This is a genomic window from Leifsonia poae (assembly GCF_050632865.1).
GTDB lineage: Bacteria > Actinomycetota > Actinomycetes > Actinomycetales > Microbacteriaceae > Leifsonia > Leifsonia poae_B.
Genome location: NZ_JBODSA010000003.1, coordinates 1,093,217 through 1,119,268, shown reverse-complemented (window position 1 = coordinate 1,119,268; position 26,052 = coordinate 1,093,217). Strand labels below are relative to the sequence as shown.

Below are 26,052 nucleotides of genomic sequence, written 5' to 3'. Positions count from 1 at the left end.
AAAAACTACTCCTGGCGGCCGGGGTCGCCGAAGGAGAGCAGCGGCTCGAGTTCGGAGTCGGGGCCGGGCTCGCAGCCGTCGGAGGTGGCGTCGGAGCCGTCGTCCGTCGGGGAGACGGCGGGGCGCTCCAGGAGGTTCTTGCCCAGGTGGTGCGCGTCCGGCAGCTCGATCGGGTACTTGCCCGTGAAGCACGCCGTGCACAGGCGCTCGCGCGGCTGCTCGGTGGCGTCGATCATGCCGTCTTCGGAGAGGTAGCCGAGGCTGTCCGCGCCGATGGACTGACGCACCTCCTCGACGCCCAGGCCGGTCGCGATGAGCTCGGCGCGCGACGCGAAGTCGATGCCGTAGAAGCAGGGCCAGGTGATGGGTGGGCTGGAGATGCGGACGTGCACCTCGGCGGCGCCCGCCTCCCGCAGCATCGAGACCAGGGCGCGCTGCGTGTTGCCGCGGACGATCGAGTCGTCGACGACCACCAGGCGCTTGCCCTTGATGACCTCCTTGAGCGGGTTCAGCTTGAGCTTGATACCGCGCTGGCGGATGGTCTGCGACGGCTGGATGAAGGTGCGGCCGACGTAGGAGTTCTTCACCAGGCCCTGCCCGAACGGGATGCCGGACGCCTGCGCGTAGCCGATCGCCGCCGGGGTGCCGGACTCGGGCGTCGGGATGACGAGGTCGGCCTCGACCGCGTGCTCGCGGGCCAGCTGGCGGCCCATCTCGACGCGGGCCTCGTAGACGCCGCGGCCGGCGATGGTGGTGTCGGGACGCGCGAGATAGACGTACTCGAAGACGCATCCCGCGCGCTTCTCGGTCGCGAAGCGCTGGCTGCGCAGGCCGTTCTCGTCGATCGCGAGCAGTTCGCCCGGCTCGACCTCGCGCACGAAGCTCGCGCCGACGATGTCGAGGGCGGCGGTCTCGGAGGCGACGACCCAGCCGCGCTCCAGGCGGCCGAGCACCAGCGGGCGCACACCCTGCGGGTCGCGCGCGGCGTACAGCGTGTGCTCGTCCATGAACACCAGGCAGAAGGCGCCGCGGAGACGCGGCAGCACCTCGAGCGCGGTCGACTCCAGGGTGTGGTCGAGGTCGCCGGTCAGCAGGGCCGTCACCACGGCGGTGTCGGTCGTGTTGCCGCGGCTCAGCTCGCCGTCGTGCTGCGGGTAGCGCTCGTGCACGAGCTGCATCAGCTCGGCGGTGTTGGTCAGGTTTCCGTTGTGGCCGAGCGCGACCGTGCCGCTGGCGGTGGAGCCGAGCGTCGGCTGCGCGTTCTGCCAGCTGGAGGCGCCGGTCGTCGAGTAGCGCGTGTGCCCGACGGCGATGTGGCCGGGGAGCGAGTTGAGCGCGTTCTCGTTGAAGACCTGGGAGACGAGTCCCATGTCTTTGTAGATGAGGATCTTGTCCCCGTCGCTCGTCGCGATGCCTGCCGACTCCTGGCCGCGGTGCTGGAGCGCGTACAGCCCGAAGTAGCTGAGCTTTGCGACCTCCTCACCGGGGGCCCAGACGCCGAAGACACCGCAGGCGTCCTGCGGCCCCTTCTCGCCGGGCAGCAGATCGTGACTGAGAAGACCGTCGCCTCCGGCCACAGCGGACCCCTTTCAGGAAGTCGGGATGTTCAGCTCTGGGTGTCGCTCGTGTCGTCGCGCTCGGCCGAGGCTGTGCGCACATCGATTCTATCCGCCTGCACGCTGCGGGCTCGACGGGCGGTCGTCCGGTCGAGGACGAGCGCGACCACGGCCCCGAGCGCGACGCCGATGGTCACGCAGATCGCGAGCAGGAAGCCGAAGACGCTGCCGCGGTCGTAGGTCGGGTTCTCGGGGAACGAGAACGTCAGGATGAGGGCCACGATCGCGAAGAGCACCGCGCCGGTGATCATGAAGCGGAAGTACCGCGGCGAGCGCCGCACGCGCACCTCGGCCGGGGTGACGGTCTCGGTCTCCTCCGGTTGCTCGGGGACGGCGGGGCTGTCGCTCATGCGTCGATTCTCCCAGATCGAAACTGGGCGCTCGTCGTGCGTCATGGCCGGCCGCCGCCCACGTCTTAACGGGTATGAGCGCAACTGTTCTCCGGGTCGTGGTCGGTGCGGCGTTCGCGCTCGTGATGGTGAGCGCGGCGGTCGTGGCGGTCGCCGTCGGGGTGCACCCGTGAGGGCGGTCAGTAGCGCAAGGGGAGCAGGCCCTCGAGCGTCGCGCGCTGGCCCGAGGCGTGCACCGCGCCGGACGCCACACCCTCGTCCCACGTCGTCGCACCGGAGGCGAGGGCCAGCCAGGTGGCCGCATCCGTTTCGATGACGTTGGGCGGCGTCCCTCGCGTGTGACGCGGTCCCGGGATGCACTGGACGGCCCCGAACGGCGGCACCCGCACCTCCACCGTGTTGCCGGGCGCGCGCTCCGCCAGCAGCTGCAGCAGGTAGCGCACCGCCGTCGCGGTCGTCTCGCGGTCGGCTCCGCCCGCGACCGCGGAGCGCACGGCCGGGCCGCCGACCGAGTCGGGGATCTTCGCTCTCGCCATGTCGTCCATCCTCCCCCAGCCCCGACGGCGCGTGTCCCTCCCTCTAGCATGGTGGCGTGAAGATCCTCATCCTCGGTTCCGGTGCCCGTGAGCACGCCATCATCACCGCGCTGCTCGCCGAGGAGGCCGGCCACGACATCGTCGCGGCGCCCGGCAACGCCGGCATCGCCCAGGATGTGCGGGTCGAGCCGGGTCTGGACCCGCTCGACGGCCAGGCCGTCACCGAATACGTGATCGAGAACGGCATCGAGCTGGTCGTCATCGGCCCGGAGGCTCCGCTGGTCGCGGGCGTCGCCGATCCGCTGCGCACGCGCGGCATCCCCGTGTTCGGGCCGGGCAAGGCCGCGGCCCAGCTCGAGGGCTCCAAGGCGTTCGCGAAGCGGATCATGGATGCGGCGGGCGTGCCGACCGGACGCGCGGTGCGCGCCGAGACCCTGGACGAGGCGGAGCGAGCGCTCGACGAGCTGGGCGCGCCGTACGTCGTCAAGGCCGACGGGCTCGCAGCGGGCAAGGGCGTGCTGGTGACTCCTGACCGCGCGGCGGCCGTCGAGCACGCCACGCACTGGCTCCAGCACGGCGGAGTGCTGGTCGAGGAATTCCTGGACGGCCAGGAGGTCTCGCTCTTCCTCGTCAGCGACGGGCACGACGTGCTGCCGCTGTCGCCCGCGCAGGACTACAAGCGCCTGCTGGACGGGGACGCGGGTCCCAACACGGGCGGTATGGGCGCCTACTCCCCGCTGCCCTGGCTGCCCGACGACTTCGTGGACGAGGTGATCGACACCATCGCGCTGCCGACCGTGCGGACGCTGGCCGCCGAGCAGACGCCCTTCATCGGTCTGCTGTACTGCGGCCTCATCGTCACCGACCGCGGCATCCGCGTCATCGAGTTCAACGCCCGCTTCGGCGACCCGGAGACCCAGGTCGTGCTGCCGCGGCTCGTGACTCCGCTGTCGTCGCTCCTGTACGCGGCCGCGACCGGGGGCTCGGTGCGATGCCGCGTCCCGAGTTCGCGCTCGACACCGCCGTCACGGTCGTGCTGGCGAGCGAGGGCTATCCGGAGGCGCCGCAGACCGGCCGGCCGATCACCGGTCTGGAGGCCGCGGCCGCGGTCCCCGAGGTGACCATCGCGCACGCCGCCACCGCCGTCGACGAGGCGACCGGCGCGCTGCTGGCGACCGGCGGCCGCGTGCTCTCGGTTGTCGCCCGCGGCACCGGCTTCGCCGAGGCGCGCGAGCGGGCCTACGCGGCGCTGGACCTCATCCACCTCGACGGCGCCCAGTACCGCACCGACATCGCCGCTCGCGTCTCCTGACCTCCCCGCCGACGACGGGTCAGCCGAGGAGGCGGGTCAGGAAGGGGTTGCGGAAGCGGGACTCGGGGTCGAAGCGGGACGCCAGGGCCGCGAAGTCGGCCAGGCGCGGGTAGAGCGAGGGCACGAGGCCGTCCCTGTCGAGGTAGAGCTTGCCCCAGTGCGGGCGGGCGCCCAGCGGCAGAAGCGCCGCCTCGAGCTGTGGAAGCACCGCCTCCACCCCGGCCTGGTCGCGGAACCAGGTGAAGTGCAGTCCGACCGCGTCCGTGCCGTACGCGGTCGACAGCCACAGGTCGTCCGCTGCGATGGTGCGGATCTCGCTGATCTGGAGCAGAGGCGCGATGACGGGCGCGAGCGCGCGAACCGCCTCGATCGCCTCGACGGCGCGTGCCCGCGGCACCAGATACTCGGACTGGATCTCCTCGCCGTTCGACGGGGTGAACGCGAACCGGAAGTGCGCCAGCCGCTCGCTCCACGGGCCCACGACGCCGAGCTGTTCGGTCGTGTTGCGCACGTCCATCGTCGGGATCATGTGGCGCGGCTCCGTCAGGGCCGGCGCGCCGAAGAATTCGTCCTCGATGAGCGAGTGGACGCCGTCCAGTTCCTTCAGCCAGGCCAGGGACACGGCCTCCTCGTCCCAGGTGGTGAAGAGGCTGACGCTGTATGCGGCCGACGTGACCTCGTCGAAGCGGCCGAGCACCGCGCCCCACGGCACGCCACCGAACAGCCGCTGGCGCGCGTCGTAGGTGGGCTGGATGTCGAGCGTCACGTCCGTGACCACCCCCAGGGCGCCGAGCGAGACGACCGCACCGTCGAACCCCTCGTCGCCGCGGCGGAGGTCCACGAGCTCGCCGGAGCCGTTCAGGATGCGCAGACCAGCGACCGCGGTCGCGAGGTTGCCGTTCCGGTCGCCCGAGCCGTGCGTCGCCGTCGCGATCGCACCGGCGACCGAGATGTGCGGGAGCGAGGCGAGGTTGTGCAGCGCCCAGCCGGCGTCCTGCAGCTCGCGCGCGAGGTCGCCATAGCGGACGCCGCCGCCGACCGTCACCGTCCGGGACGCCTCGTCGATACGGACGGGGCCTGGGAGATCGGCGGTGCTCACGAGCAGTCCGTCGGGCGCGTCGGCCAGGTCGTTGAAGGAGTGCCGGCTGCCGAGGGCCCGCACCGCCGGCGCCCCGACCACGAGCTCGCGCAGCTCGTCGATCGACCGCGGGCGGGCGATCCGGTCCGCCCGGTACTCGTAGTTGCCAGCCCAGTTCTTCTCGGCCACGTGAGCCTCCCTCGGTCGCGTCGTGTCCACACAGTCTAGGGATGTGAACGTGCGCATGCGCCGCCGTCGAATCTCCGCAAATCGTGTGTAGCCGTCGGTCGGGACGCGGCAGTATCGTCTGCCGTGTCAGACGGGGAGACCCGACAGAGAGGGGGCCGTCATGGCCGAATTCGAATACGGTCCAGCGGAGTTCATGATCGCTCAGTTCGATACGGACCGACCATCGGACGGCGTCTTCCAGGCGATCGGGGACCTCGTCGCGACGGGCACGATCCGGGTGCTGGACCTGCTCCTCGTGGAGCGCCACCCGGACGGCAGCGTTGACGTCATCGAAATGGCCGAGAACGACGATGAAATCGACATCGGCGACCTCCACCTGGAGGCTCCGGGAATCGCCGGCGACGAGGACGTCGAGCAGGCGGCCGAGCTCATCGAAGCGGGGTCCACCGGCGCGATCTTCGTCTTCGAGCACATCTGGGCGAAGGACCTCGCCAGCCGCTTCTTCGAGTCCGGCGGGACGGTCCTCTACAGCGAGCGCATCCCGGCCCCCGTGGTGAACGCGGTGGCGTCCGAGGCGTACGAAGAACTCGAGACCACGGAGAGCTGAGGAGAGCATCATGCCGTTGAGGAGAATGGGACGCCCGGGACTGATCGGGATGGCAGCGCGGACCGCCGTCGTCGCGGGCACGGCCACGGCCGTGTCGGGCAACGTCCAGCGCCGGCAGGCGCAGCGGGAGCAGGACAAGTACGACCAGCAGGCGTACGAACAACAGCAGCAACAGGAGCAGATGCAGCAGATGGCCCAGCAGGCTGCGGCGCAGCAGGCGGCCTACCAGCAGCAGGCCGCGGCACAGGCCGCTCCCGCCGCTCCGGCCGCTGCGGGCGGCGGCGACGACATGATGGCGCAGCTGCAGCAGCTCGCGACCCTCCACACGCAGGGCGTGCTCAGCGACGAGGAGTTCACCGCCGCCAAGGCCAAGCTGCTCGGCTGAGCCTCCACCCGTGAGTGCCTGGGCGCCCCGAGCCCGACGGGGCGCCCTCTCGCTGTCTAGAGCACTCGGTCCATCACGGTCTGCGAGCCGACGGTCACGGTGACGCGGTCTCCGTGTTTGAACCCGCCGTCCGACGTCGTGAGGTGGACGCCGTCGCCGCCGTACCAGCCGCTGAGGTAGTAGGCGGTGCCGCGGTTGGTCGCGCCATGGTACGTGCCGTTGACGTAGAACGTGGTCTGGTTCGCCGAGGAGAACAGGGCATTGGACAGGACGACCGCCAGATGCCCGTCGCCGGTGAGCGTCGCGCTATAGACGGAGTCCACCTGGGTGTCGGCGAGCAACGAGACAGAACCCGGGGAGGGATAGGAGTTGCCCGGCACTCCGGGGACGATGCCGACCTGCACGCGGTCGCCGGCCTTCACCGTGGCGGATGGGACCACCTCGACCGTGTTGCGCCGGGCCGAGACCGAGCCGTAGTACGTGGAACCCCGGTACGTCTCTCCCGCATAGGCGCCGTTGACCCAGATGATGACCCGGTTGGCCGACGCGTGCAGCTCGCGCGTCATGGCCACTTTCAGGCGGCCGCCCGAGGCCGAGACCTCGACCGGATGCTGCGGGGCTGCGAGAAGCGCGGCGATGCGGGCGTGGCCCGCGGCGTTCGGGTGCAGCCACTCCCAGGTCGCTCCCGTGCCGGCGTCCACGATCCACGGGGCGGAGGAACAGATCCCGTGACCGGTGAAGTCGCCCCGCACATCGCGGTAGACGAATCCGGCGGCCGCCGCACGCGCGGCGACGGCGTCGGAGAGACGGTCCGACATGGCGTTCATGGCCTGGCGTTTCGCCACGGACCACAGCGAGCACGACGTCGCTGAGGCGTCGAAGAGGCGCGGATAGCCGACGACCTCGACCGAGGCGTTCGGGGCGAGCGCGTTGATGCGCGCGTAGAGCGCATCCAGCTTCGCGGGCAGGGCCGCGACCAGCGTGGTCGTGGTGGTCCTCAGGTAGTCATCGCACTCCGCGTCCGACCCCAGGAGGCACTGTGTCACCGCCTGCGGGAAGCCGATGTCGTTGCCGCCGACGGTGATGGTGACCTGAGTGGCCGAGCCGAGGGCCGCAGCGACCGTCGCCTCCGGAGCAGCAGCCGACAGGACGTTCGCGGTGGTGGCGCCGCTGCAGGCGAAGGACTGCCCGCGCACGCCGGGGTAGGCGGCCTTCCAGACGACCGGATATGCGTTGGCGCTGCGATGGCAATCTCCGCTCGCCGTGTCGTAGGCCCCCGCCGCGTTGCCCGAGGCGTACGAGTCGCCGAGGAACACGGCGGAGCCGGTGAGCTGGCCCGCCGTGATCGCAGAAGCCGGAGCCGCCGCGATGAACCCGCCGACGACGAGGGCGGTGGTCGCGGCGAGCGCCGCGACCGTCTTGACGCACGTCATAGTGCTGCTTTCTTTCGTGCTGTGCCGAGGCGCAGCGGATGTGGTACCCGCCACGTCGTGGCCGGCACCGGGCGGCCCTAGTTCCGCCTACCTATCTAGACGGATGTGATGCGAATCCATGACGGCGCTCCGCCCTACGATGGACGGGTGAACGAACTTCCGGGATGGGTCCACGTCTACTCGGGCAAGGTCCGCGACCTCTACGTGCCCGATGGCGCGCAGGGTCTGGCCGACGCGGACAGCGTCCTGGTCGTCGCCAGCGACCGGGTGAGCGCCTTCGACCACGTGCTCGAGCCCGGCATCCCCGGCAAGGGCGAGCTGCTGACGACGCTGAGCCTGTGGTGGTTCGACCAGCTCGACGACGTCCCGAACCACCTCATCCCCGACCACGTGCTGGTCGGGGACCGCGTCGAGGAGCGTATCCCCGAAGCGGTCTCCGGGCGGTCGATGCTCGCGAAGCCGCTCGACATGTTCCCGATCGAGTGCGTCGTGCGCGGCTACCTCACCGGCAGCGGCTGGACCGAGTACCAGGCGTCGCAGAGCGTTTGCGGCATCCCGCTGCCCGGCGGGCTGCGGAACGGCGACCGGCTACCCGAGCCGATCTACACGCCGGCGTGGAAGGCCCCGCAGGGCGAGCACGACGAGAACATCAGCTTCGAGCGGACGGTCGAACTCGTCGGGCCCGACGTGGCGGAGGAGTTGCGGCGGCTGTCCCTGCACGTCTACGAGCGCGGAGCCGAGATCGCCGAGGCCCGCGGCGTCATCATCGCCGACACGAAGTTCGAGTTCGGCGCCGACCGCACGACCGGTGAGATCACCCTCGCCGACGAGGTGCTGACCAGCGACTCCAGCCGGTACTGGGATGCGGCGGCGTACGCGGCCGGCACCACCCCGGAGGAGCGGATGGCGAGCTTCGACAAGCAGATCGTGCGCGACTGGCTCGCCGCCCACTGGGACAAGAGCGGCACCCCGCCCGAGCTCCCCGCCGACGTGGTGGAGCGGACCGCGGCGAAGTACCGCGAGCTCCTGGAGCGCCTGACCGGCGAGTAGAGGCGCATGTCGCCGCGCGCATGCGGTGAGGGATAGCGTCCCCTCATGGACACCCCTCCCGCCACCGCGGCCATCGCCGACGCCGCCGTCCGGTTCGGCATCCCTGTCGGCACCGCACCCGTGAGCCTGCTCCCGCTGCTGCCCGGCCGTCCCTTCGCGGGCCCGGCCGCGCCGGTCACACACCTCGGCAGCGTGGATGTGCTGCTCGAGACGATCGACGACGCGCCACCTGGCGCCGTCCTGGTCGTCGACAACGGCGGACGGGACGACGAGGCGTGCGTGGGCGACCTGATGCTGCTGGAGGCGGCGACCGCCGGGATGGCCGGCGCGGTCATCTGGGGGCGCCACCGCGACACCGCGCAACTGCGCGAGATCGGGCTGCCGGTGTTCAGCCGGGGCGCGCATCCCTTCGGTCCGCGGCGCGTGCCGCCGCCCGGGTCGGCGATGCGCACGGCGTTCCTCGACGGCGTCGCGGTCACGCCCGACCACTGGATCGTCGCCGACGACGACGGCGTGCTCGTCCTCGCCGCCGACGACCGCGAGCGGCTGTTCGCCGAGGCGGAGCGCATCCAGACGGTCGAAGGGGCGCAGGCCGATCGAATGCGCGCGGGCTCCTCGCTGCGCGACCAGCTCGACTTCGCCCGGTACCGCCGCGAGCAGGCGGCGGACCCGTCGCTGACCCTCCGCCGCTACCTCGCCGCGAACGGCGGAGCGATCGAGACGTGAAATAGTCCCGGTCCGGCCGGTGTTCTGACAGGTATGCCCGAACTCCTGCCCGCCGATTCCGCCATGGGGGCCGTCACCCTGCGCGTCGCCGACCTCGACCTGATGACGCGCTACTACCGCGACGCCGTGACGCTCAGCGTGCTCGCCGCCGAGGGCGACCGCGTCATCCTCGGCCGCGGTTCGACGCCCGCGGTGATCCTGCAGCACGCGCCGGAGCTGCGCCATGCCTCCCCGGCGAGGCCGGGCTCTTCCACACGGCCATCCTGTTCGACACGCAGGAGGCGCTGGCCGCCGCCGTCTATTCGGTCGCGACGCGTGCGCCCGGCACGTTCACCGGCAGCGCCGATCACTTGGTCAGCACGGCGTTCTACTTCACCGACCCGGAGGGCAACGGCGTCGAGCTGTACTGGGACCGCGACCGGAGTCAGTGGAGCTGGACCCACGGCCAGGTCGAGATGGCGACGCTCTACCTCGACCCGAACCGCTTCCTCACCGAGCACCTGACCGACCGCGGCGCAGCGCTCGCGCAGGCCGATGACGTCCTCCCGTTCGGCGACGCGACCGTCGGCCACGTCCACCTGTCGGTGGGCGACGTCGAGTCGGCGCGCGCGTTCTACGTCGACCGGCTCGGTTTCGAGACCACAGCCGCGCTCGGCGGCAGCGCGCTGTTCGTCAGCGCGGGCGGATATCACCACCACATGGCGATGAACACCTGGAACAGCCGCGGTGCCGGCCGTCGCCGGCTGGCGCTCGGGCTCGGTCAGGTCGAGATCCGCGTGCCGTCGAAGGATGACCTCGGTGAGCTGAGCGAGCGGATGCGGCACTACGGCGTCGAAGCCCGCGATGACGGGCGCTCGGTCGCCTTCGACGACCCGTGGGCGAACGCGGTCCGCGTGGTGGCCGAGACGGAGGATGTGCCGGCCTGACGCGCCACGCGGGACGCGAAAGGAGGAGGTCACAGCCGTGATGGCTGCGACCTCCTCCTTTGTCTCGTTTACGCGGTCAGTCGATCGCCGGGGCGGCGTGGACGCCGTGCGGCGGCTCCTCGCCGGGGCGCGCGTCCGTCGCGGGCGGCACGTCCGCGGCGTGCGAGCCGTGCGGCGTCGCGTCCACCGGGACCGGCGCAGCGTGGGCGCCGTGAGTCGCGGTCGACTCGGCGGCGCCGACAGGGGCGGCCTCCGGGGTCTGCGCGGCGGACGCACCCGCCGGTGCGGCGGCGGCACCCGCGGGCTTCGCCCATGCCGGGGGCTTCGGCCGCTCCCACCAGACCACGATCAGGGCGCCGAGGAAGGCGACGGCTGCGGGCAGCAGCAGCGCCTCGGACATCGCCTGTGTGAACCCGGCGTGCAGGAACTGCGGCAGCTCGGTCCCTGCGGCGGCCTCGTTGGCGTTCGCCGCGCCTCCCGCGACCTTCGGCAGATCGGCGGCCAGACGGCTCTCGATCAGGGCCGCGATGGACGCGCTTCCGAGCACGGCGCCGATCTGGCGGGTGGTGTTGAAGACGCCCGAGCCGGCTCCCGCCTGGTTCAGCGGCAGGTTGCGGGTCGCCGTCGTGGAGATCGGCCCCCACACACCGGACATCGCGACGCCGAGCGTGAAGCTCGGGATGAGCAGCAGCCAGATGTTGACGTCGGGAGTGAGCATCCGCGAGTAGAGGCCGAGGGACAGCGCGAACAGGAGGAGACCCGCGACCGCGATGTTCCGCGGGTTGACCCGGTCGATGAGGCGACCGACGACCGGCGCCAGCACACCGGTGGCGATGGCCATCGGCGCGAGCATCAGGGCCGACTCGGTGGGCGTCAGGCCGCGGACGGTCTGGAAGTAGAACACCAGCGGCAGGGCCATGCAGGTCACCGCGAAGCCGACGGTCGTGATCGCGGCGTTCGAGAGCGAGAAGTTGCGGTCACGGAACAGCGGCAGCGGGAGCAGCGGCTCCTTCTTGTTGAACGCCTGCCACACCACGAACGCGGCGAGGACGACGATTCCGGCGATGATCAGGCCCCAGACGCTGATCGGGCCCCAGATGACGCCCCAGTCGTAGGTGCCGCCCTCCTGGATGCCGAACACCAGCAGGAACATGCCCACAGCAGACAGGATCACGCCGAGGATGTCGAAGCTGTGGGTGTGGGTCGGCAGCTTCGGAACCAGGCGAGCGGCGAGGATGAACGCTACGATGCCGACCGGCACGTTGATGAAGAAGATCCACTCCCAGCCGAGGCTGTCGACGAGCACGCCGCCGAGGATCGGGCCGACCAGCGTCGCCACACCGGCGACCGCGCCCCACAGGCCCATGGCGGCGCCGCGGCGCTCGGGCGGGAAGATGCGGGTGATGACCGCCATCGTCTGCGGCGTCATCAGCGCGGCGCCGAGACCCTGCACGACCCGGGCCGCGATCAGGATGCCGATGTGGCCGGAGAACCCGCACCAGGCCGAGGCCGCGGTGAAGATCACGAGGCCGATGAGGTAGAGGTTCTTCGGGCCGAACCGGTCGCCGAGGCGGCCGGTGATCAGCAGCGGCACGGCGTAGGCCAGCAGGTAGGCGCTGGTGACCCAGATGACGGCGTTGTAGTCCGTCCCGAGGTCGAGGCCCTTCATGATCGAGGGGTTGGCGACCGACACGATGGTGGTGTCGATGAGGATCATGAAGAACCCGATGACCAGGGCCCACAGCGCGGGCCACGGCTTGAGTTCGCGTTCCATTGTCACGTTCTTCCTGTTGAGAGCGGGATGCTCAGTGCGTCTTCTCCTCGTCCCAGGAGAGCGCTCCCGAGTCGAGGTCGTGGATGAGGGCTTCGAGCGTGGCCGCGTCGGCCTCCGCCATCGCGCGCTGGTAGCGCACATCCACCCAGTACTTGGCGGGCAGCTCCTTCGCCCGCATGGTCCGGATCGCCTCGTCGTACACGGCGATGTCGGCCCGGATGAGACCGACGCGCTTGCGGAGAAGCGCGACGACGGTCTCGGCCGGGAGGTTGTGCGACTCCCCGAGCCCGAGCGGGAACTCGGGGTACTCGTTGACGGGTGTTGCGATGATCTCGGCGATCCGCTCGCCGAGGGCGAGCGTGCCCTCGTCGGTGATCGCGTACGTGGTGCGCTCGGGCCGGTTGCCCTCGCGCTCGGTGCCGGTCGCGCGCACCAGGCCGTGCCGCGCGAGGCGATCGACCGTGTGGTACAGCGAGCCCGGGCGCACCTTGACCAGCCGGTCCTCCGAGCGCAGCACCAGGGTCTGGTACATCTCGTACGGATGCGACGGACCCTCGGCGAGCAGCGCGAGCGCGGCGACGGCGAGGGGGTCAGAGTGCGTGATTCGGCCATGGTTCTTCCGGTTTGATTATTCCACGAGGAATATACGGCATGGACTAACGCCGGTCAAGTAGCGTTGAGGGGACGGAAAGGGGCGCGGATGCTCTACTCACTGCCCGGCGATCGGGTACCTCAGATCGACTCGGAGGCGTGGGTCGCCCCCGGCGCCACGGTGGTCGGGCAGGTCACCCTCGGTTCCGGTGCCAGCGTCTGGTACGGCGCGGTGGTGCGAGCCGACAACGCGCCGATCGTCATCGGAGCGGAGACCAACCTCCAGGACAACGTCTCGGCGCACGTCGACGCGGACTACCCGCTCACCGTCGGCGCCCGCGTGTCCGTCGGGCACAACGCGGTGCTGCACGGCTGCACGATCGAGGACGACGTCCTGGTCGGGATGAGCGCGACCATCCTGAACGGCGCCCGGGTCGGCGCGGAATCGCTGGTCGCGGCGGGCGCCCTCATCACGCAGGGCGCGGTCATCCCGCCGCGCTCGCTCGTCGCCGGCGTTCCGGCGAAGGTCCGCCGGGAGCTCACCGACGACGAGGTGGAGGCGATCCGCCGCAACGCGTCCGGCTACGTCGAGAAGACGGGCGAGCACCGCCAGGCGGTCGCGCTCGACTGACCGCGATCAGGCCCGCTTGGTCCGCGACATCCGGTCGATGAGGGCCAGCGCCACCGCCGAAAGGATGAAGATGCAGTGGATGACGACCTGCCAGAACACGCCCTGCGGCGTATAGCGTTCGGAGCCCAGGGCACCGCCGCCGGCCATCCCCAGGTCGCCCACGGCGATGAACGTCTTCAGGAGGTGGATGGACGAGATGCCGATGATGGCCATCGCCAGCTTCACCTTCAGCACGTTGGCGTTCACGTGCGACAGCCACTCGGGCTGATCGGGGTGCCCATCGACGTTGACGCGTGAGACGAACGTCTCGTAGCCGCCGATGATGACCATGATCAGGAGGTTGGCGATCATCACGACGTCGATCAGGCCGAGGACGGCGAGCATGACGTCCGCCTCCTTGATCGAGCCGGGATGCGCGATGACCTCCTCGGCGAGGTGCCACAGCTCGGTCATGAAGACCCAGACGTAGATGAGCTGCGCGACGATGAGGCCGAGATAGAGAGGTGCCTGCAGCCAGCGGCTGAAGAAGATCAGCGAGCCGATGCCGTTCGCGAGGGGGCGGCGGCGCGCGGGCGGGCGTGGGTGCGCCGGGGCGTGGGGGTGCGGCTGAGCGTGCGGGTCGGTGGTGGCGGGCGGGGTCGGGGCGGTCGGGGCGGTGGCCTCGGCGGTCTCGGTCACGGATGTCCTCGTCGTTCGGGGGTGTCAGGACATCATAAATACAGATTCGTGAGAGGACGCTCAGCTTTCGAGCATGGCGTGGTTCAGCGCCAGCAGCTGGTCCGTGAACATCCGCGCCCCGCCCTGCGCCGGGTGCCGGATCGCGGGCGCCTCGATGCCCGCCTCGGCGAGCGAGCCCTGCGCCTTGCGCCCGACGGCGACGATCGTCTCGATGCCCAGCGCCCGGATCAGCTCGTCCGCGACCGGAGCGCCCGCGCGCACCTCCGAAGAGCGCGGCGTCCGGTTCGTCTGCGGCCGCCCCGCGACGAACGGGTGGTGCGGATAGACCGGCCAGGAGAGCGGGAGCGGACCCGTCCACTGGCGCATGGTGTCCCAGAACACGCGGCTCGACGCCTCCCACGGCGCTTGCGGTTCGGCGGGCAGCTCCAGTCCCGGCAGCACGCCCGCCTCCACCTCGCGCACGGACGTGAACGGCACACCGGTGACCGTCATCCCGCGCCAGCCCGGCGCCTCGCCGAGCAGCAGGATGGGCGCGTGCGGGGCCGCGAGGTACCGGCGGAGGTTGCGCTCGCGAAGCCGGCCGAGGTCGTCGTCGCCGAAGAGCAGTTCGGCGTCCGCGGGGGCGGGGACGGCGCGGATCAGGTCGAAGAAGCGGTCGAACACGACCCCAGGCTACGACCGCGCCGCTCGGTCAGGGCCGGACGGCGATGCGGGGGTGCGTCGACGGCACGAGCGCACGGTCGACGTCGGCGAGCGCGTACGTCTCGCCGACCTGCTCGGCGAAGGGATAGCGGTCCCAGGCGTCGGCGAGGAACCGCACCGCCTGCTCCAGGTGCCGGGGCGCGTAGTTGTGCACGCCGCGGATGGTGAGGAGGTTCCGCACCAGCTGCTCGGGGGCGACGGCCAGCTCCGGTCCGGGCGTCACGGATCCGACGAGCACGAGCACGCCGCCGACATCGATCGCGCCGAGCAGCGAGCGGACGGCGGACGGGTCGCCGGAGAGCTCGAGCGCGACGGTCGGGACCGCAGCGCGGCCGCCCGCCCTGTGAAGCACCGCGGGGAGGGACAGGGCCCGATCGGCGCCCGCTGAGGGGTCGGCCACCGCGACCGCGCCGAAGGCCTTCGCCGCCTCGCGGCGTTCGGCCACCGGCTCGCTGACGACCACGCGTGCGCCGGCGTCTGTCGCCATGGCGGTGGCGGTGAGTCCCAGCATCCCCGCGCCGGCGACCAGCACCAGGGCACCGTCGAGCGGCACGATCTGGGAGGCGGCCTCCAGCGCCGCTGCGACGCTCGCCGTCGAGCAGGACGCCGGTGCCAGCACCTCGGCGGGGATGTCGTCGGGCACCCGCACGAGCGGCGTGCCCTCGAGGATGTGCGTGTGCGTTGCGAAGCCGCCCGACAGCTCCCAGCCGCGCCGCATCCGCTCGTGGCCGTACTTCTGCAGGTTCAGACAGTTCTGCGGCAGCCCGCGGCGGCAGCGGACGCACCGACCGCAGGGGACGGCGACCGACCAGACGACTCGTTCGCCGAGCGTCACGCGGCGCCCGTCGGTCGTCTTCGCGCCGCCGCGTCCGAGCGCGACGACGCGTCCGACCTGCTCGTGCCCGAGGACCAGGGGAGCTTGCGCCTGCCGTCGACCCTGGACGGTGTGAAGGTCGGAGCCGCAGACGGTCGCCAGCTCGACCTCGACCAGGACGTCACCGGGCGCCAGCCGCACACCCGGGACCGCGACCGCCTCGTGCGTATGCCCCTCGCCTGGCCACACCATCGCGGTGGCGGACGGGTACACGCTCACCCCCATCCCCAGCCGCGCCGGCGGCTCGACGACGCGCGGGGTGACCGCCTTGACCGTCACCGTGCGCCGGGCGCCGCGACGGCGTCCGCGCTCACGAGGCCCGGGGTGTCGTAGCCCAGCAGTTCCGGCAGGCCTGCGATGCTGCGGAGAACCGCATCAGCACCGGTGTCGAGCAGGGTCTGCTCATCGTGCATGCCCGTCAGGACCCCGACGACGAGCCCGGCTCCCGCCGCGAGCCCGGACGCGATGTCACTGGCGGTGTCGCCGACCACGACCATGCCCTCGACCGAGGACGCACCGGTGCGCAGCAGTGCCGTCAGCGGCAGGTCGGGGAACGGACGGCCGCGACCCGCGTCCTCCGGGCTCAGGACCACGTCGGCCAGCAGCTGCCAGCCGAGCGCGTCCAGGAGCGCGTCGCGGACCCGTCGCGAGAAGCCGGTGACCAGGGCGACATCGACGCCGGTCGTCTGCAGTCGCCGGATGACGTCCTCGGCGCCGGGCACCGCGGTCACGCCTTCCCGCGCGATCAGTTCGACGTACGCGGACTCGAAGACCGCGTTGGCGTGCTCGGCTTGGTCGTCGTCGCCGGTGAGCGCACGGAAGACGCCGATCGTCGACTGGCCCATGGTCTCGCGGACGAAGCCCCACGCCGTCCGCCGCACCTCGGGCGTGGTCCCGATACCCGCGGCGGACGCGGCCCGGTCGAACGCGCGCTCGACGAGGGCTTCATCCGCGACGATGGTTCCGGACAGGTCGAGGACCACGAGTTCGAGGTCGGCCAGGTCGTCGTCGCGGTCGTCGGTCTCCGGAGAGTCGTCGCGCGCATCGTCACGGTCGGAGTCCGCGACGTCGTCCGGATCCTCGAAGTCGTCACCGCCACCGCCGCCGAGGTCGTCCCAGTCGTATCCGCCCGACCCTGCGGCCCAGACGCGCGCGTCCCACGGCTCCCCCGCCGCGCGCTCGATGCCGCCTGCGTCGTCGAACTCGCTGGTGATCCGTCCGTCCGGGGTCATCGTCGCGCCTCTCCTGCCGTGATGCCGTCACGTTATGAGGCGGGTGCGAAGGTCCACGCAACTGCCGGTAAAGCGCGGGTGAACGGCGAGAGGACGACGGGAGACGAAGAAACCGCTGTTGCACTTCCTTGACGATCGGCGCAGAATTGCAGCATGGCCGACGGCGACAACACCCGCGAGTTCGATCCCGACATCGTCACCGACTTCCGGGAGCGGATGTCGTACGGCTCCTACCTCGACCTGGACACGCTCCTCAGCGCCCAGCGACCCGTGAGCCATCCGGAGCACCACGATGAACTGCTGTTCATCATCCAGCACCAGACCACCGAGCTGTGGCTGAAGCTCGTGCTCCACGAGCTGGAGTCGGCGCGCGACCTGCTGCGGGCCGACGACCTTCCGCCCGCGCTCAAGCGCATCGCCCGCGTCAAGCACATCCAGCGCACCCTGACGGAGCAGTGGTCGGTGCTGGCGACGCTGACGCCGACGGAGTACGCCGAGTTCCGCGGCTTCCTCGGCAACTCGTCGGGCTTCCAGTCGTACCAGTACCGGGCAGTGGAGTTCGTGCTCGGCAACAAGAACCGTCGCATGCTCAGCGTGTTCGAGAGCGACCCGGCCGCGCACGCGCTCCTCGCGGAGCTGCTGGAAGCGCCGAGCATCTACGACGAATTCCTGCGCTACCTGGCACGGGCCGGTTTCGCCGTCCCCGCTGCGCTCCTCGACCGCGACGTGACCCAGGCCCACGTCTTCACGCCCGAGCTGGCCCCCGTCTTCCGCGAGATCTACGAGCACGCCACCGAGCACTGGCCCGAGTACGAGGCCTGCGAGGAGTTCGTCGACCTGGAGGACAACTTCCAGCTCTGGCGCTTCCGTCACCTCAAGACGGTGCAGCGCACGATCGGTATGAAGACGGGGACGGGCGGCTCCAGCGGCTCGGCCTTCCTCCAGAAGGCGCTCGACCTCACCTTCTTCCCCGAGCTCTACGCCGTCCGCACCGAGATCGGAGCGCCGGCATGAGCGACGAGCGGCCGGGAGCGAAGCCCGACGGCGCCGGCCGCACCGGCGAGGCCGCCGGCACCGACCGCACCGGCAACGCCGACACCACCGGCACCGCCGACACCATCGGCACCGCCGCCCCCGACACCTACCTCACCGTCGATGCCGTCTGGAACGGCCACCGCTTCCTCGGCGAGACCACGTTCCGCACCGACGGCGAGCGCCTGCACCCGGTCGACCACGTGCCCGCGCACGCCCGCGCACGCCACCACCGCCTCCCCGGCACCCTCTTCCCACGCCTCACCGATCACCACACGCACCTCGGCCTCACGGACCAGCACGCCATGTTCGCAGGCGGTATCACGCACGCGATCGACCTCGGGTGGATCCCCGCCGTCGCCGCCGGCTGGCTCACCGACGACCTCTCCCGGCCATCGGTCGCCATCGTCGGCTCCCTGATCACGTGCGTGGGCGGCTACCCGGTCAACGCCGGGTGGGGGCCGCCGGGCTCCTCTACCGAGGTCGGCGGCGAACGCGAGGCCAGGCTGGCGGTTCGTGCGAATGTCATGCTGGGAGCCTCCCGTATCAAGGTCACCCTCAACACCGACGCGGGCGAAACTGTGGATGATCGGGTTCTCCACAGCGTTGTGGCCGAATCCCACGCGCAGGGAGTCCCGGTGACGGTCCACGTCCAGGGCGCCGGCCAGACCGCCCGCGCCCTCGCGGCGGGCGCCGATCAGCTCGCCCACACCCCGTTCACCGAACGACTCGACGACGACCTGATCTCCGAGTCGGTGCGCCGTGGGATGAGCTGGGTCAGCACCCTCGACATCCACGGCTGGGGCGACCCGACCAAGGAGCACGCGATCGCGTCGGACAACCTCGGTCGCTTCGCCCGCGCCGGCGGCCGCGTCCTGTACGGCACCGACCTGGGCAACGGTCCCCTCGCCGTCGGCGTCAACGCACGCGAGCTGCGCGGGATGCTCGACGCCGGCCTGCCGCCGGTCACCGTCGTGAAGTCCATCGCCGGCCTGCGCCGCCCCGACGACGACCGCGTCCCGACCATCGGCCCGCGGGTCGCCTGGGTGCCGACGCCCCCGCCCAGCGACGCCACCACCGCCGGCGGTACCACGGCACTCGCCGGCACCGACCTCGACCCCACCGCCCTCCCCGACTGGCTCGCCACCGCCCGCGGCCTCACCGTCGCCGCCCTGCTCACCGCATCCACGGACCCCACAGACGCCACCGCAGCGACCCCGGAGCCCCGATGACCGACTTCGACACCGCCCCTCCCGCCTCCCTCGACCCGGACCCCGTCACCGCGGCTCGCGCACTCGACGCGCGCGACCCGCTCGCCCCCTTCCGCACCCGCTTCTCCGGTATCGACGACGGCAGCTCGCAGGTCACCGCGTACTTCGACGGCAACTCACTCGGCCGCCCGACCCGCGCGAGCGTCGAGCGCATCCAGCGGTTCCTCCTCGACGGCTGGGGCGACCGGCTGATCCGAGGCTGGGACGAGGAGTGGATGGAGCTGCCGTTCACGATCGGCGACGATCTCGGCCGCGCCGCCCTGGGCGCCGCGCCGGGCCAGACGTTCATCGGCGACTCGACCACGGTCCTCCTCTACAAGCTGGCGCGCGCAGCGGTCGACAGCCTCCCCGAGCGCAGCGAGATCGTGCTCGACACCGACAACTTCCCGACCGACCGCTACCTCCTCGACGGCATCGCGCGCGAGCGCGGCCTCCAGCTCGTCTGGGTCGAGGCGGACACCGAGGCCGGCGTCACGCCCGAGCAGGTCGCCGCCGTCGTCGGCCCGCGGACCGCGCTCGTCGTGCTCAGCCACGTCGCCTACCGCTCCGGCTTCCTGGCCGATCTGCCCGCGATCACCCGCATCGTCCACGACGCGGGCGCCCTGGTGCTGTGGGACCTCTGCCACTCCGCCGGCTCCGTCCCCGTCGACCTCGATTCTGCGGACGTCGACCTGGCGGTCGGCTGCACCTACAAGTACCTCAACGGCGGCCCCGGCTCCCCCGCCTTCGGTTATGTGAACAGGCGCCTCATCCCGCGCCTCACCCAGCCCATCCAGGGGTGGATGGGCGTGCGCGACGTCTTCCTCATGGGTCCCGAGTACGAGCCGGCGGACGGTGTGCGCCGCTTCCTCAGCGGCACGCCCCCGATCGTCGGGATGCTCGCCATGCGCGACACCATCGGGATGATCGAGGAGGCCGGCATCGACGCGGTCCGGGCGAAGTCGGTCGCGCTCACGGAGTTCGCCATCGCTCTCGCGGACGAATGGCTGACCCCGCTCGGCGTCGCCCTCGCCAGCCCGCGCGATCCGGAGCGACGCGGCGGCCACATCACCCTCAGCCACCCGGCCATGCGCGAGGTGACGGCACTGCTGTGGGAGCGGGACGTCATCCCCGACTACCGCGACCCCGACGGCCTCCGCATCGGCCTGTCCCCATTCAGCACGAGCTTCGAGGAGCTGTGCACCGGGATGGCCGCGGTGCGGGATGCGCTCGGCGAGCTCGCCCACGATGACTGAGGACGCCACACGCGACGCCGCACGCGACGACCTGGAGGCGAGCAGCGGGAGCGCCACCGCCCTCCTCCGCACCCTCGTCGGCAGCGTCCTGCGCCCCATCGGCGGCTGGATGAGCGCGGGGGAGCCGTGCGCCTGATGGGCGACCTCGGCATCCCCGCCGCCACCGCGCGTTCCAGCCTCGCGCGGCTCTGCTCCCGCGGCGTGCTGCGCCGGGAGCCCCGGGACGGCGTGGCCGGCTACGCCCTCGAACCGGCGGCGGTCCCCATGCTGGAGCGCGGCGACGACCGCATCTTCGGCGAGCGCGTCGAGGCGACGGCGTGGTGCCTCCTGTCGTTCTCGTTCCCGGAACGCCGTCGCGGAAGCCGTGACCGCCTCCGCCGCCGGCTCTCGGCGCTCGGCTGCGGCACCGTCGCCGACGGCCTGTGGATCGCGCCCGCCGCCCTCGAGGACGAGCTCGCCGCGACCGCGCACGATATCGCCGGGGAGGCGGACGTCGTCCTGTTCGCGGATGCGGCGCCGCGGGGCGACCTCGCCGCCGGGCTCGCCCGCTGGTACGACCTGGAGGCGATCCGCCGCGTGCACGAGTCGTTCCTCGCACGCTTCGGCGGCGAGGCGGCCCCGGCCGACGACGCGCAAGCGTTCGCCCTGTGGATCCGGGCCCTCGACGAGTGGCGCGTCATCCCGTACCGCGACCCGGGCCTCCCCTCGGCCGAACTGCCGGTGGGATGGCCGGGAGCCGATTCCGCCGTCCTCTTCCGCCGGCTGCGCGAACGGCTGGAGGACCGCGCCGTCGCCCACGTCGCCGCCGTCGCCGGGCCCGCTCGAACCGTCGCCGCGGCACGGTAGAATCGACAGCGAACCCCCACCTTGTCGCCCGAGTGAGCGGAGTATCCCCGTGCCGACCATCGTCGTCGAAGTAATGCCGAAAGCCGAGCTGCTCGACCCCCAGGGCAAGGCGGTGGCCGGAGCCCTGGCCCGCACCGGGCGCGGTGTCGTCAGCGGAGTCCGCGTCGGCAAGCGCTTCGAGCTGACCGTCGACGGCCCGATCGACGACGACGTCCGCGCGACGGTGAAGGAGATCGCGGACGAGATCCTGTCGAACTCCGTGATCGAGGACGTGGTGGGCATCCACTACCCCGCCGAGGTCGACGCCTGATGCGCATCGGCGTCATCACCTTCCCGGGCTCGCTCGACGACCGCGACGCCCTGCGCGCCGTGCGCCTCGCCGGCGCCGAGCCGGTCGCCCTCTGGCACGGCGAGCACGACCTCCAGGGTGTCGACGCCCTCGTGCTGCCCGGCGGATTCTCGTACGGCGACTACCTGCGCTGCGGCGCCATCGCGTCCCTCTCGCCGATCATGACCGAGGTCGTGGACGCGGCGAAGTCCGGGATGCCCGTGCTGGGCATCTGCAACGGCTTCCAGATGCTCGCCGAGGCGCACCTCGTCTCCGGCGGCCTGATCCGCAACGACCACGGCACCTTCATCCGCCGCGACCAGCAGCTGACCGTCGAGAACGCCTCCACGCCGTGGACGAGCGGCTTCGAGCAGGGCCAGGAGATCGTCATCCCGCTCAAGAACGGCGAGGGCGGCTTCATCGCCTCGGCCGACGAGCTGAACCGCCTCGAGGGCGAGGGGATGGTCGTCTTCCGCTACCAGGGCGTCAACCCGAACGGCTCGCTGAACGACATCGCCGGCGTGCGCAACGAGCGCGGCAACGTGGTGGGCCTCATGCCGCACCCCGAGCACGCGGTCGAGCCGGGCTTCGGCCCCGACACCCGCGACGCGATGCGCTCGGGCACCGACGGGCTCACGTTCTTCACCTCCGTGATCCGCTCGGCGCTCGTCGAGGCGTAGGAGAAAGTCCTCCCGGTTCTCGGGAACCGCACCCCTCATCGCGGACACTTCATAGTTGTGAGGGGAATCCGACTCGACGAGCCGTCAGTGCTCGAACGCGTGCGCGACGGCGACGCCGATGCCTTCGGCGACCTGTTCGACCTGCACCACGACCGCGTCTTCCGGCAAGCACTGCGGATGACGGCGTCGCTCCATGACGCGGAGGACGTGACGGCGGTCGTCTTCCTGGAGGCGTGGCGTCGGCGAGACGCCATGCGGGAGGTGAACGGGTCCGTCGTCGCGTGGCTGCTGGTGATGACGAACTACGTGTTCCGCAACTACGCGCGGGCGTCCCGCCGCTATCGCGAGGGGCTGCAGCAGCTGCCGCCACCGGAGAACGCACCGGACCACGCGGACGCCGTCGACGACCGGATCGACCGCGACGCCCGCCGGTCGGCGATGCGCGCCGCGCTCGCTCGGCTGCCGAAGCGCGACCAGGACATCCTCACCCTCTGCGTGCTGGAGGAGCTGAGCACGGCCGACGCCGCGGCCGCTCTCGGCGTGGCGCCGGGCACGGTCAAGTCGCGGCTCTCTCGTGCGAAAGCACGCCTGACCGAACTGCTGCAGCAGGACCCGGCACTTCAACTGAACGGAGGAGAGCGATGAACGACGAGCCGACCTTCGACCCGCGCCGAAAGGCTGCGATCCGCGACCTCGTGGTGGCGAACGCGGAGGCACACCCCGGTCGCGCCGGCGCACGGAAGCGCACCGCGCTCGTCGCCACCCTCGTCGTGCTCGCGCTGACGATCTCCGGCGGTTCGGTCGCCTACGCGCTCGGGACGGGATTGCTCGACCCGACGCCGGTCGCGGCGCCGAGCCCGACGCCGACGCCGACGGTCACCGAGACCCCGACTCCCACGCCGACGCCCACGCCGACCGCGACAGCGCCGCTGCCCGCGCCCAGTGAGGATCCGGCGGACCCCGCCACCTGGATTCTGGGGTTCGATCAGGTCGGCGGTGTCCGCTTCGGCGAGTCCTCTGCGGCCCTGGCGGCGGCGGCCAAGTTGGTCGCCGTCGACGACACCATCGACTGCCCGCCGGGGTATTGGAGCGAGTCGGCGCCGGACATCACCGTCGAAATCAGTCTGCTGGAAGACGACAAACGCGGAACGGCCGTGCAGGACCCGGTGCTCACGTACGCGGCCTTCTCCGTCCGCACCGCCTCCGAGGAGATCGTTCCCGCCTCGCCGTCCACCGAGGCCGGCATCCGACTCGGCTCGACGGAGAGCGACTTGATGGCCGCGTACCCGGACCTTCAGAAGTCGCACTCGAGGTACGACGAGAGCATGGGCTTCACGACGTATGCCGTCGGGCCGACGTCGGGCCGATACCTCGTCTTCCAGGTCGCAACCGCGCCATCCGGCGCCCGCACCGTGATCCACATGCAGTCGTCGACCTACGACAGCGTCGTCGACCTCTGCGACTGAGGGGCGGGCCGACCGCCACCCGACACTCCGCGCAAGCCCGGTAGACTGGACACATCCCCGCCAGCCCCGCCCAGCCTGGAGTGCCCGCGTGACCGACACCGCAACCGCCCACGTCGTCGACACCGTCGCGAACGCGATCGAGACCCCGGAGCGGGAGCAGCCCTTCGCGGCGCTCGGGCTCAAGGAGGACGAGTACGCGCGCATCCGCGAGATCCTGGGTCGCCGACCCACCAGCGGCGAGCTGGCCATGTACTCGGTGATGTGGTCTGAGCACTGCTCCTACAAGTCGTCGAAGATCTACCTGCGCCAGTTCGGCCAGAAGGTCAGCCCGGCGATGAAGAAGAACCTCATGGTCGGCATGGGCGAGAACGCGGGCGTCGTCGACGTCGGCGAGGGATGGGCCGTCACCTTCAAGGTGGAGTCGCACAACCACCCGTCCTACATCGAGCCGTTCCAGGGCGCCGCGACCGGCGTCGGCGGAATCGTCCGCGACATCATCTCGATGGGCGCGCGCCCCGTCGCCGTCATGGACCAGCTGCGCTTCGGCGCCATCGACAACCCCGACACCGCCCGCGTCGTGCACGGCGTGGTCTCGGGCATCTCGTTCTACGGCAACTGCCTGGGCCTGCCGAATATCGGCGGCGAGACCTACTTCGACCCGGTGTACCAGGGCAACCCGCTGGTCAACGCGCTCTCGGTCGGCGTGCTCCGCCACGAAGACCTCCACCTCGCCAACGCGTCCGGCGAAGGCAACAAGGTGGTCCTGTTCGGCGCCCGCACCGGCGGCGACGGGATCGGCGGGGCGAGCATCCTCGCGTCCGACACCTTCTCCGCGGGCGGCCCCACCAAGCGCCCGGCGGTCCAGGTCGGCGACCCGTTCGCCGAGAAGGTGCTCATCGAGTGCTGCCTGGAGCTGTTCCGCGACAAGCTGGTCGAGGGCATCCAAGACCTGGGCGCCGCGGGAATCTCCTGCGCCACCAGCGAGCTGGCCTCGAACGGCGACGGCGGGATGTTCATCGAGCTCGACAAGGTGCTGCTGCGCGACCCCACCCTCACGGCCGAGGAAATCCTCATGTCGGAGAGCCAGGAGCGCATGATGGCCGTCGTCAAGCCGGAGCTGCTGGACGCGTTCCTCGCGGTCACCGCCAAGTGGGACGTCGAGACCAGTGTGCTGGGCGAGGTCACCGAGACCGGCCGCCTCGTCATCAACTGGAAGGGCGAGGAGATCGTCAACGTCGACCCGCGCACGGTCGCGGTCGACGGTCCGGTGTACGAGCGTCCCGTCGCCTACCCGACCTGGATCGACGCGCTGCAGGACGACTCGGCCTCCGTGCTCGCCCGCCCGACGACCGGTGACGAGCTGCGGGAGCAGACGCTCGCCCTGCTCGGCTCCGCGAACCTCGCCGACAAGGGCTGGGTCACCGACCAGTACGACTACTTCGTCGGCGGCAACACCGCGCTCGCCTTCCCGGACGACGCGGGCATGATCCGCGTCGACGAGGAGTCGGGCCTCGGCTTCGCCATCGCCACCGACGCCAACGGCCGCTACTGCCAGCTCGACCCGAAACAGGGCGCCAAGCTCGCCCTCGCGGAGGCGTACCGCAACGTCGCCGCCTCCGGCGCTGTGCCGGTCGCGGTCACCGACTGCCTCAACTTCGGCAGCCCTGAGAACCCCGAGGTCATGTGGCAGTTCTCGCAGGCCGTCGAGGGTCTGTCGGACGCCTGCCTCGAGCTCGAGATCCCGGTCACCGGCGGAAACGTCTCCTTCTACAACCAGACCGGCGACACCCCGATCTTCCCGACCCCAGTCGTCGGTGTGCTCGGCGTGATCGACGACGTCGCACGCCGCATCCCGAGCGGCTGGCAGGACGAGGGCGAGAACATCTACCTGCTCGGCACCACCCGCGAGGAGCTGGACGGCTCGGCCTGGGCGGGCACCATCCACGGCCACCTCGGCGGACACCCGCCGGCGGTCGACCTGGATGCGGAGCGTTCGCTCGCCGAGGCCCTGCACGCCGCCGCGCAGGAAGGTCTCGTCTCGTCGGCGCACGACCTCGCCGACGGCGGGCTCGCGCAGGCGCTGGCCGAGTCGGTCATGCGCTTCGGCGTCGGCGCGCGCGTCTGGCTCACCGAGATCCAGGAGCGTGACGGCGTGGATGCGGCGACCGCCCTCTTCTCGGAGTCGACCGCCCGCGTGATCGTGACGGTCCCGCGCGAGGATGACGTGAAGTTCCGCGGCCTCTGCGAGGGGCGCGGCATCCCTGCCCTGCGGATCGGCGTCACCGACGCCGAGGTGGGCGCGCAGCCCGTCCTCGAGGTGCAGGACCAGTTCACCATCGGCCTGGAGGAGCTGCGCGGCGTGCACCGCTCCACCCTCCCCGAGCACTTCGGCCCGACGGTCGCCTGACCCGCGCCCCCAGCCGCCGAGCACAGGAAAAGCGCTCCGAATCCCTGCGATTCGGAGCGTTTTTCCTGTGCTGGCGGGCGTTCGATACGGTGGGCTC

At 71.3% G+C, this 26,052-nt stretch carries 26 protein-coding genes and 2 pseudogenes; 17 read left to right on the top strand and 11 right to left on the bottom strand.

Translation table 11 applies throughout. The annotated features are described in order from the left end of the window. Positions 1-5 precede the first annotated feature (5 nt). The 3 genes from purF to ACRAWB_RS15850 form a co-directional block, all read right to left on the bottom strand. Positions 6-1,577 carry an amidophosphoribosyltransferase gene (gene purF, locus ACRAWB_RS15860; RefSeq protein ID WP_363805823.1) on the bottom strand — a complete coding sequence of 524 codons (1,572 nt, stop codon included), beginning with the start codon at positions 1,575-1,577 and terminating at the stop codon, positions 6-8. A 29-nt stretch (positions 1,578-1,606) separates the two neighbouring features. Continuing rightward, positions 1,607-1,966 carry a hypothetical protein gene (locus ACRAWB_RS15855; RefSeq protein WP_431354199.1) on the bottom strand — a complete coding sequence of 120 codons (360 nt, stop codon included), beginning with the start codon at positions 1,964-1,966 and terminating at the stop codon, positions 1,607-1,609. A 179-nt stretch (positions 1,967-2,145) separates the two neighbouring features. Then, on the bottom strand, positions 2,146-2,502 hold the full coding sequence (locus ACRAWB_RS15850; RefSeq protein WP_431354198.1) for a sterol carrier family protein: 357 nt from the start codon (positions 2,500-2,502) through the stop codon (positions 2,146-2,148). Between the two features lie 56 nt (positions 2,503-2,558). On the opposite strand from ACRAWB_RS15850, the pseudogene purD reads away from it, so the two are divergent. After that, positions 2,559-3,814, top strand: a pseudogene (gene purD / locus ACRAWB_RS15845) (phosphoribosylamine--glycine ligase). 19 nt (positions 3,815-3,833) lie between these two features. Here purD and ACRAWB_RS15840 read toward each other — a convergent pair. Further along, a complete protein-coding gene (locus ACRAWB_RS15840) occupies positions 3,834-5,081 on the bottom strand; it encodes an FAD-binding protein (protein ID WP_431354197.1) in 1,248 nt (415 codons plus the stop codon). A gap of 160 nt (positions 5,082-5,241) precedes the next feature. Here ACRAWB_RS15840 and ACRAWB_RS15835 point away from each other — a divergent pair, with 160 nt between their 5' ends. Both ACRAWB_RS15835 and ACRAWB_RS15830 read left to right on the top strand, forming a co-directional pair. Then, positions 5,242-5,688 (top strand): DUF6325 family protein, encoded by a 447-nt coding sequence (locus ACRAWB_RS15835; RefSeq protein ID WP_431354196.1) that lies wholly within the window; start codon positions 5,242-5,244, stop codon positions 5,686-5,688. 10 nt (positions 5,689-5,698) lie between these two features. Beyond that, positions 5,699-6,073 carry an SHOCT domain-containing protein gene (locus ACRAWB_RS15830; RefSeq protein WP_431354195.1) on the top strand — a complete coding sequence of 125 codons (375 nt, stop codon included), beginning with the start codon at positions 5,699-5,701 and terminating at the stop codon, positions 6,071-6,073. Between the two features lie 56 nt (positions 6,074-6,129). On the opposite strand, the gene ACRAWB_RS15825 is transcribed toward ACRAWB_RS15830, so the two are convergent. Continuing rightward, positions 6,130-7,506 carry an SGNH/GDSL hydrolase family protein gene (locus ACRAWB_RS15825; RefSeq protein WP_431354194.1) on the bottom strand — a complete coding sequence of 459 codons (1,377 nt, stop codon included), beginning with the start codon at positions 7,504-7,506 and terminating at the stop codon, positions 6,130-6,132. Between the two features lie 108 nt (positions 7,507-7,614). Between ACRAWB_RS15825 and ACRAWB_RS15820 the strand changes: the two genes are divergently transcribed. The 3 genes and pseudogenes from ACRAWB_RS15820 (at position 7,615) to ACRAWB_RS15810 (ending at position 10,208) form a co-directional block, all read left to right on the top strand. Then, positions 7,615-8,556: a phosphoribosylaminoimidazolesuccinocarboxamide synthase gene (locus tag ACRAWB_RS15820; RefSeq protein ID WP_431354530.1), complete on the top strand. Its 942-nt coding sequence runs from the start codon at positions 7,615-7,617 to the stop codon at positions 8,554-8,556. Positions 8,557-8,601: 45 nt separating this feature from the next. Then, a complete protein-coding gene (locus ACRAWB_RS15815) occupies positions 8,602-9,282 on the top strand; it encodes an RraA family protein (protein ID WP_431354193.1) in 681 nt (226 codons plus the stop codon). 33 nt (positions 9,283-9,315) lie between these two features. Beyond that, a pseudogene (locus ACRAWB_RS15810) lies at positions 9,316-10,208 on the top strand (VOC family protein). 76 nt (positions 10,209-10,284) lie between these two features. Here the strand turns inward: ACRAWB_RS15810 and ACRAWB_RS15805 are convergent. Together ACRAWB_RS15805 and ACRAWB_RS15800 are read right to left on the bottom strand one after the other, a co-directional pair. Then, positions 10,285-11,982, bottom strand: a complete 1,698-nt coding sequence (locus tag ACRAWB_RS15805; RefSeq protein WP_431354192.1) for a DHA2 family efflux MFS transporter permease subunit — start codon at positions 11,980-11,982, stop codon at positions 10,285-10,287. A gap of 31 nt (positions 11,983-12,013) precedes the next feature. After that, positions 12,014-12,514, bottom strand: a complete 501-nt coding sequence (locus tag ACRAWB_RS15800) for a PadR family transcriptional regulator (RefSeq protein WP_431354191.1) — start codon at positions 12,512-12,514, stop codon at positions 12,014-12,016. Positions 12,515-12,682: 168 nt separating this feature from the next. Here ACRAWB_RS15800 and ACRAWB_RS15795 point away from each other — a divergent pair, with 168 nt between their 5' ends. Continuing rightward, entirely contained in the window at positions 12,683-13,204 is a 522-nt protein-coding gene (locus ACRAWB_RS15795) for a gamma carbonic anhydrase family protein (protein WP_431354190.1), read from the top strand. A 6-nt stretch (positions 13,205-13,210) separates the two neighbouring features. Here the strand turns inward: ACRAWB_RS15795 and ACRAWB_RS15790 are convergent, their stop codons facing one another. From ACRAWB_RS15790 to ACRAWB_RS15775, 4 genes are read right to left on the bottom strand one after another with little or no spacing between them, the layout of a single operon-like run. After that, a complete protein-coding gene (locus ACRAWB_RS15790; protein WP_431354189.1) occupies positions 13,211-13,882 on the bottom strand; it encodes a TIGR00645 family protein in 672 nt (223 codons plus the stop codon). A 60-nt stretch (positions 13,883-13,942) separates the two neighbouring features. Further along, entirely contained in the window at positions 13,943-14,545 is a 603-nt protein-coding gene (locus tag ACRAWB_RS15785) for a uracil-DNA glycosylase (RefSeq protein WP_431354188.1), read from the bottom strand. 28 nt (positions 14,546-14,573) lie between these two features. Continuing rightward, a complete protein-coding gene (locus ACRAWB_RS15780) occupies positions 14,574-15,737 on the bottom strand; it encodes a zinc-binding dehydrogenase (RefSeq protein ID WP_431354187.1) in 1,164 nt (387 codons plus the stop codon). Further along, the gene (locus ACRAWB_RS15775; protein ID WP_431354186.1) at positions 15,734-16,690 is read right to left on the bottom strand and encodes a phosphonatase-like hydrolase; all 957 of its coding nucleotides are present in this window, start codon (positions 16,688-16,690) and stop codon (positions 15,734-15,736) included. Before ACRAWB_RS15775 ends, ACRAWB_RS15780 begins: the two co-directional genes overlap by 4 nt. Positions 16,691-16,843: 153 nt before the next feature. Between ACRAWB_RS15775 and kynA the strand changes: the two genes are divergently transcribed. From kynA to purL, 10 genes are all read left to right on the top strand, one after another. Next, positions 16,844-17,704 carry a tryptophan 2,3-dioxygenase gene (kynA, locus tag ACRAWB_RS15770; RefSeq protein WP_431354185.1) on the top strand — a complete coding sequence of 287 codons (861 nt, stop codon included), beginning with the start codon at positions 16,844-16,846 and terminating at the stop codon, positions 17,702-17,704. Beyond that, complete coding sequence (locus ACRAWB_RS15765) at positions 17,701-18,954, top strand: amidohydrolase family protein (protein WP_431354184.1); 1,254 nt, start codon at positions 17,701-17,703, stop codon at positions 18,952-18,954. The genes kynA and ACRAWB_RS15765 overlap by 4 nt, the downstream gene beginning before the upstream one ends. Next, positions 18,951-20,228 carry a kynureninase gene (locus tag ACRAWB_RS15760; RefSeq protein ID WP_431354183.1) on the top strand — a complete coding sequence of 426 codons (1,278 nt, stop codon included), beginning with the start codon at positions 18,951-18,953 and terminating at the stop codon, positions 20,226-20,228. Before ACRAWB_RS15765 ends, ACRAWB_RS15760 begins: the two co-directional genes overlap by 4 nt. Continuing rightward, positions 20,221-20,364, top strand: a complete 144-nt coding sequence (locus ACRAWB_RS15755; RefSeq protein WP_431354182.1) for a hypothetical protein — start codon at positions 20,221-20,223, stop codon at positions 20,362-20,364. The genes ACRAWB_RS15760 and ACRAWB_RS15755 overlap by 8 nt, the downstream gene beginning before the upstream one ends. Beyond that, positions 20,364-21,074, top strand: coding sequence for a PaaX family transcriptional regulator C-terminal domain-containing protein (locus ACRAWB_RS15750; protein WP_431354529.1), 711 nt, complete (start codon positions 20,364-20,366; stop codon positions 21,072-21,074). The genes ACRAWB_RS15755 and ACRAWB_RS15750 overlap by 1 nt, the downstream gene beginning before the upstream one ends. A 49-nt stretch (positions 21,075-21,123) precedes the next feature. After that, on the top strand, positions 21,124-21,384 hold the full coding sequence (gene purS / locus ACRAWB_RS15745) for a phosphoribosylformylglycinamidine synthase subunit PurS (protein WP_431354181.1): 261 nt from the start codon (positions 21,124-21,126) through the stop codon (positions 21,382-21,384). Then, positions 21,384-22,082 carry a phosphoribosylformylglycinamidine synthase subunit PurQ gene (gene purQ, locus ACRAWB_RS15740; RefSeq protein WP_431354180.1) on the top strand — a complete coding sequence of 233 codons (699 nt, stop codon included), beginning with the start codon at positions 21,384-21,386 and terminating at the stop codon, positions 22,080-22,082. Before purS ends, purQ begins: the two co-directional genes overlap by 1 nt. A gap of 87 nt (positions 22,083-22,169) precedes the next feature. After that, complete coding sequence (locus ACRAWB_RS15735) at positions 22,170-22,727, top strand: RNA polymerase sigma factor (RefSeq protein WP_431354179.1); 558 nt, start codon at positions 22,170-22,172, stop codon at positions 22,725-22,727. Then, the gene (locus tag ACRAWB_RS15730) at positions 22,724-23,548 is read left to right on the top strand and encodes a hypothetical protein (protein ID WP_431354178.1); all 825 of its coding nucleotides are present in this window, start codon (positions 22,724-22,726) and stop codon (positions 23,546-23,548) included. The genes ACRAWB_RS15735 and ACRAWB_RS15730 overlap by 4 nt, the downstream gene beginning before the upstream one ends. Before the next feature lie 88 nt (positions 23,549-23,636). After that, positions 23,637-25,955 (top strand): phosphoribosylformylglycinamidine synthase subunit PurL, encoded by a 2,319-nt coding sequence (gene purL, locus ACRAWB_RS15725; RefSeq protein ID WP_431354177.1) that lies wholly within the window; start codon positions 23,637-23,639, stop codon positions 25,953-25,955. Positions 25,956-26,052 lie beyond the last annotated feature (97 nt).

Bases quoted from the DNA above. Each gene is read 5' to 3' on its own strand.
- ACRAWB_RS15835 (WP_431354196.1), top strand. From the start codon at position 5,242: ATGGCCGAATTCGAATACGGTCCAGCGGAGTTCATGATCGCTCAGTTC.
- ACRAWB_RS15815 (WP_431354193.1), top strand. From the start codon at position 8,602: ATGGACACCCCTCCCGCCACCGCGGCCATCGCCGACGCCGCCGTCCGG.
- ACRAWB_RS15800 (WP_431354191.1), bottom strand. From the start codon at position 12,514: ATGTACCAGACCCTGGTGCTGCGCTCGGAGGACCGGCTGGTCAAGGTG.
- ACRAWB_RS15730 (WP_431354178.1), top strand. From the start codon at position 22,724: ATGAACGACGAGCCGACCTTCGACCCGCGCCGAAAGGCTGCGATCCGC.
- ACRAWB_RS15855 (WP_431354199.1), bottom strand. From the start codon at position 1,966: ATGAGCGACAGCCCCGCCGTCCCCGAGCAACCGGAGGAGACCGAGACC.
- ACRAWB_RS15755 (WP_431354182.1), top strand. From the start codon at position 20,221: ATGACTGAGGACGCCACACGCGACGCCGCACGCGACGACCTGGAGGCG.
- ACRAWB_RS15805 (WP_431354192.1), bottom strand. From the start codon at position 11,982: ATGGAACGCGAACTCAAGCCGTGGCCCGCGCTGTGGGCCCTGGTCATC.
- ACRAWB_RS15820 (WP_431354530.1), top strand. From the start codon at position 7,615: ATGCGAATCCATGACGGCGCTCCGCCCTACGATGGACGGGTGAACGAA.
- ACRAWB_RS15760 (WP_431354183.1), top strand. From the start codon at position 18,951: ATGACCGACTTCGACACCGCCCCTCCCGCCTCCCTCGACCCGGACCCC.
- ACRAWB_RS15795 (WP_431354190.1), top strand. From the start codon at position 12,683: ATGCTCTACTCACTGCCCGGCGATCGGGTACCTCAGATCGACTCGGAG.
- ACRAWB_RS15830 (WP_431354195.1), top strand. From the start codon at position 5,699: ATGCCGTTGAGGAGAATGGGACGCCCGGGACTGATCGGGATGGCAGCG.
- ACRAWB_RS15750 (WP_431354529.1), top strand. From the start codon at position 20,364: ATGGGCGACCTCGGCATCCCCGCCGCCACCGCGCGTTCCAGCCTCGCG.
- ACRAWB_RS15765 (WP_431354184.1), top strand. From the start codon at position 17,701: ATGAGCGACGAGCGGCCGGGAGCGAAGCCCGACGGCGCCGGCCGCACC.
- ACRAWB_RS15825 (WP_431354194.1), bottom strand. From the start codon at position 7,506: ATGACGTGCGTCAAGACGGTCGCGGCGCTCGCCGCGACCACCGCCCTC.
- purQ (WP_431354180.1), top strand. From the start codon at position 21,384: ATGCGCATCGGCGTCATCACCTTCCCGGGCTCGCTCGACGACCGCGAC.
- ACRAWB_RS15775 (WP_431354186.1), bottom strand. From the start codon at position 16,690: ATGACCCCGGACGGACGGATCACCAGCGAGTTCGACGACGCAGGCGGC.
- kynA (WP_431354185.1), top strand. From the start codon at position 16,844: ATGGCCGACGGCGACAACACCCGCGAGTTCGATCCCGACATCGTCACC.
- ACRAWB_RS15850 (WP_431354198.1), bottom strand. From the start codon at position 2,502: ATGGCGAGAGCGAAGATCCCCGACTCGGTCGGCGGCCCGGCCGTGCGC.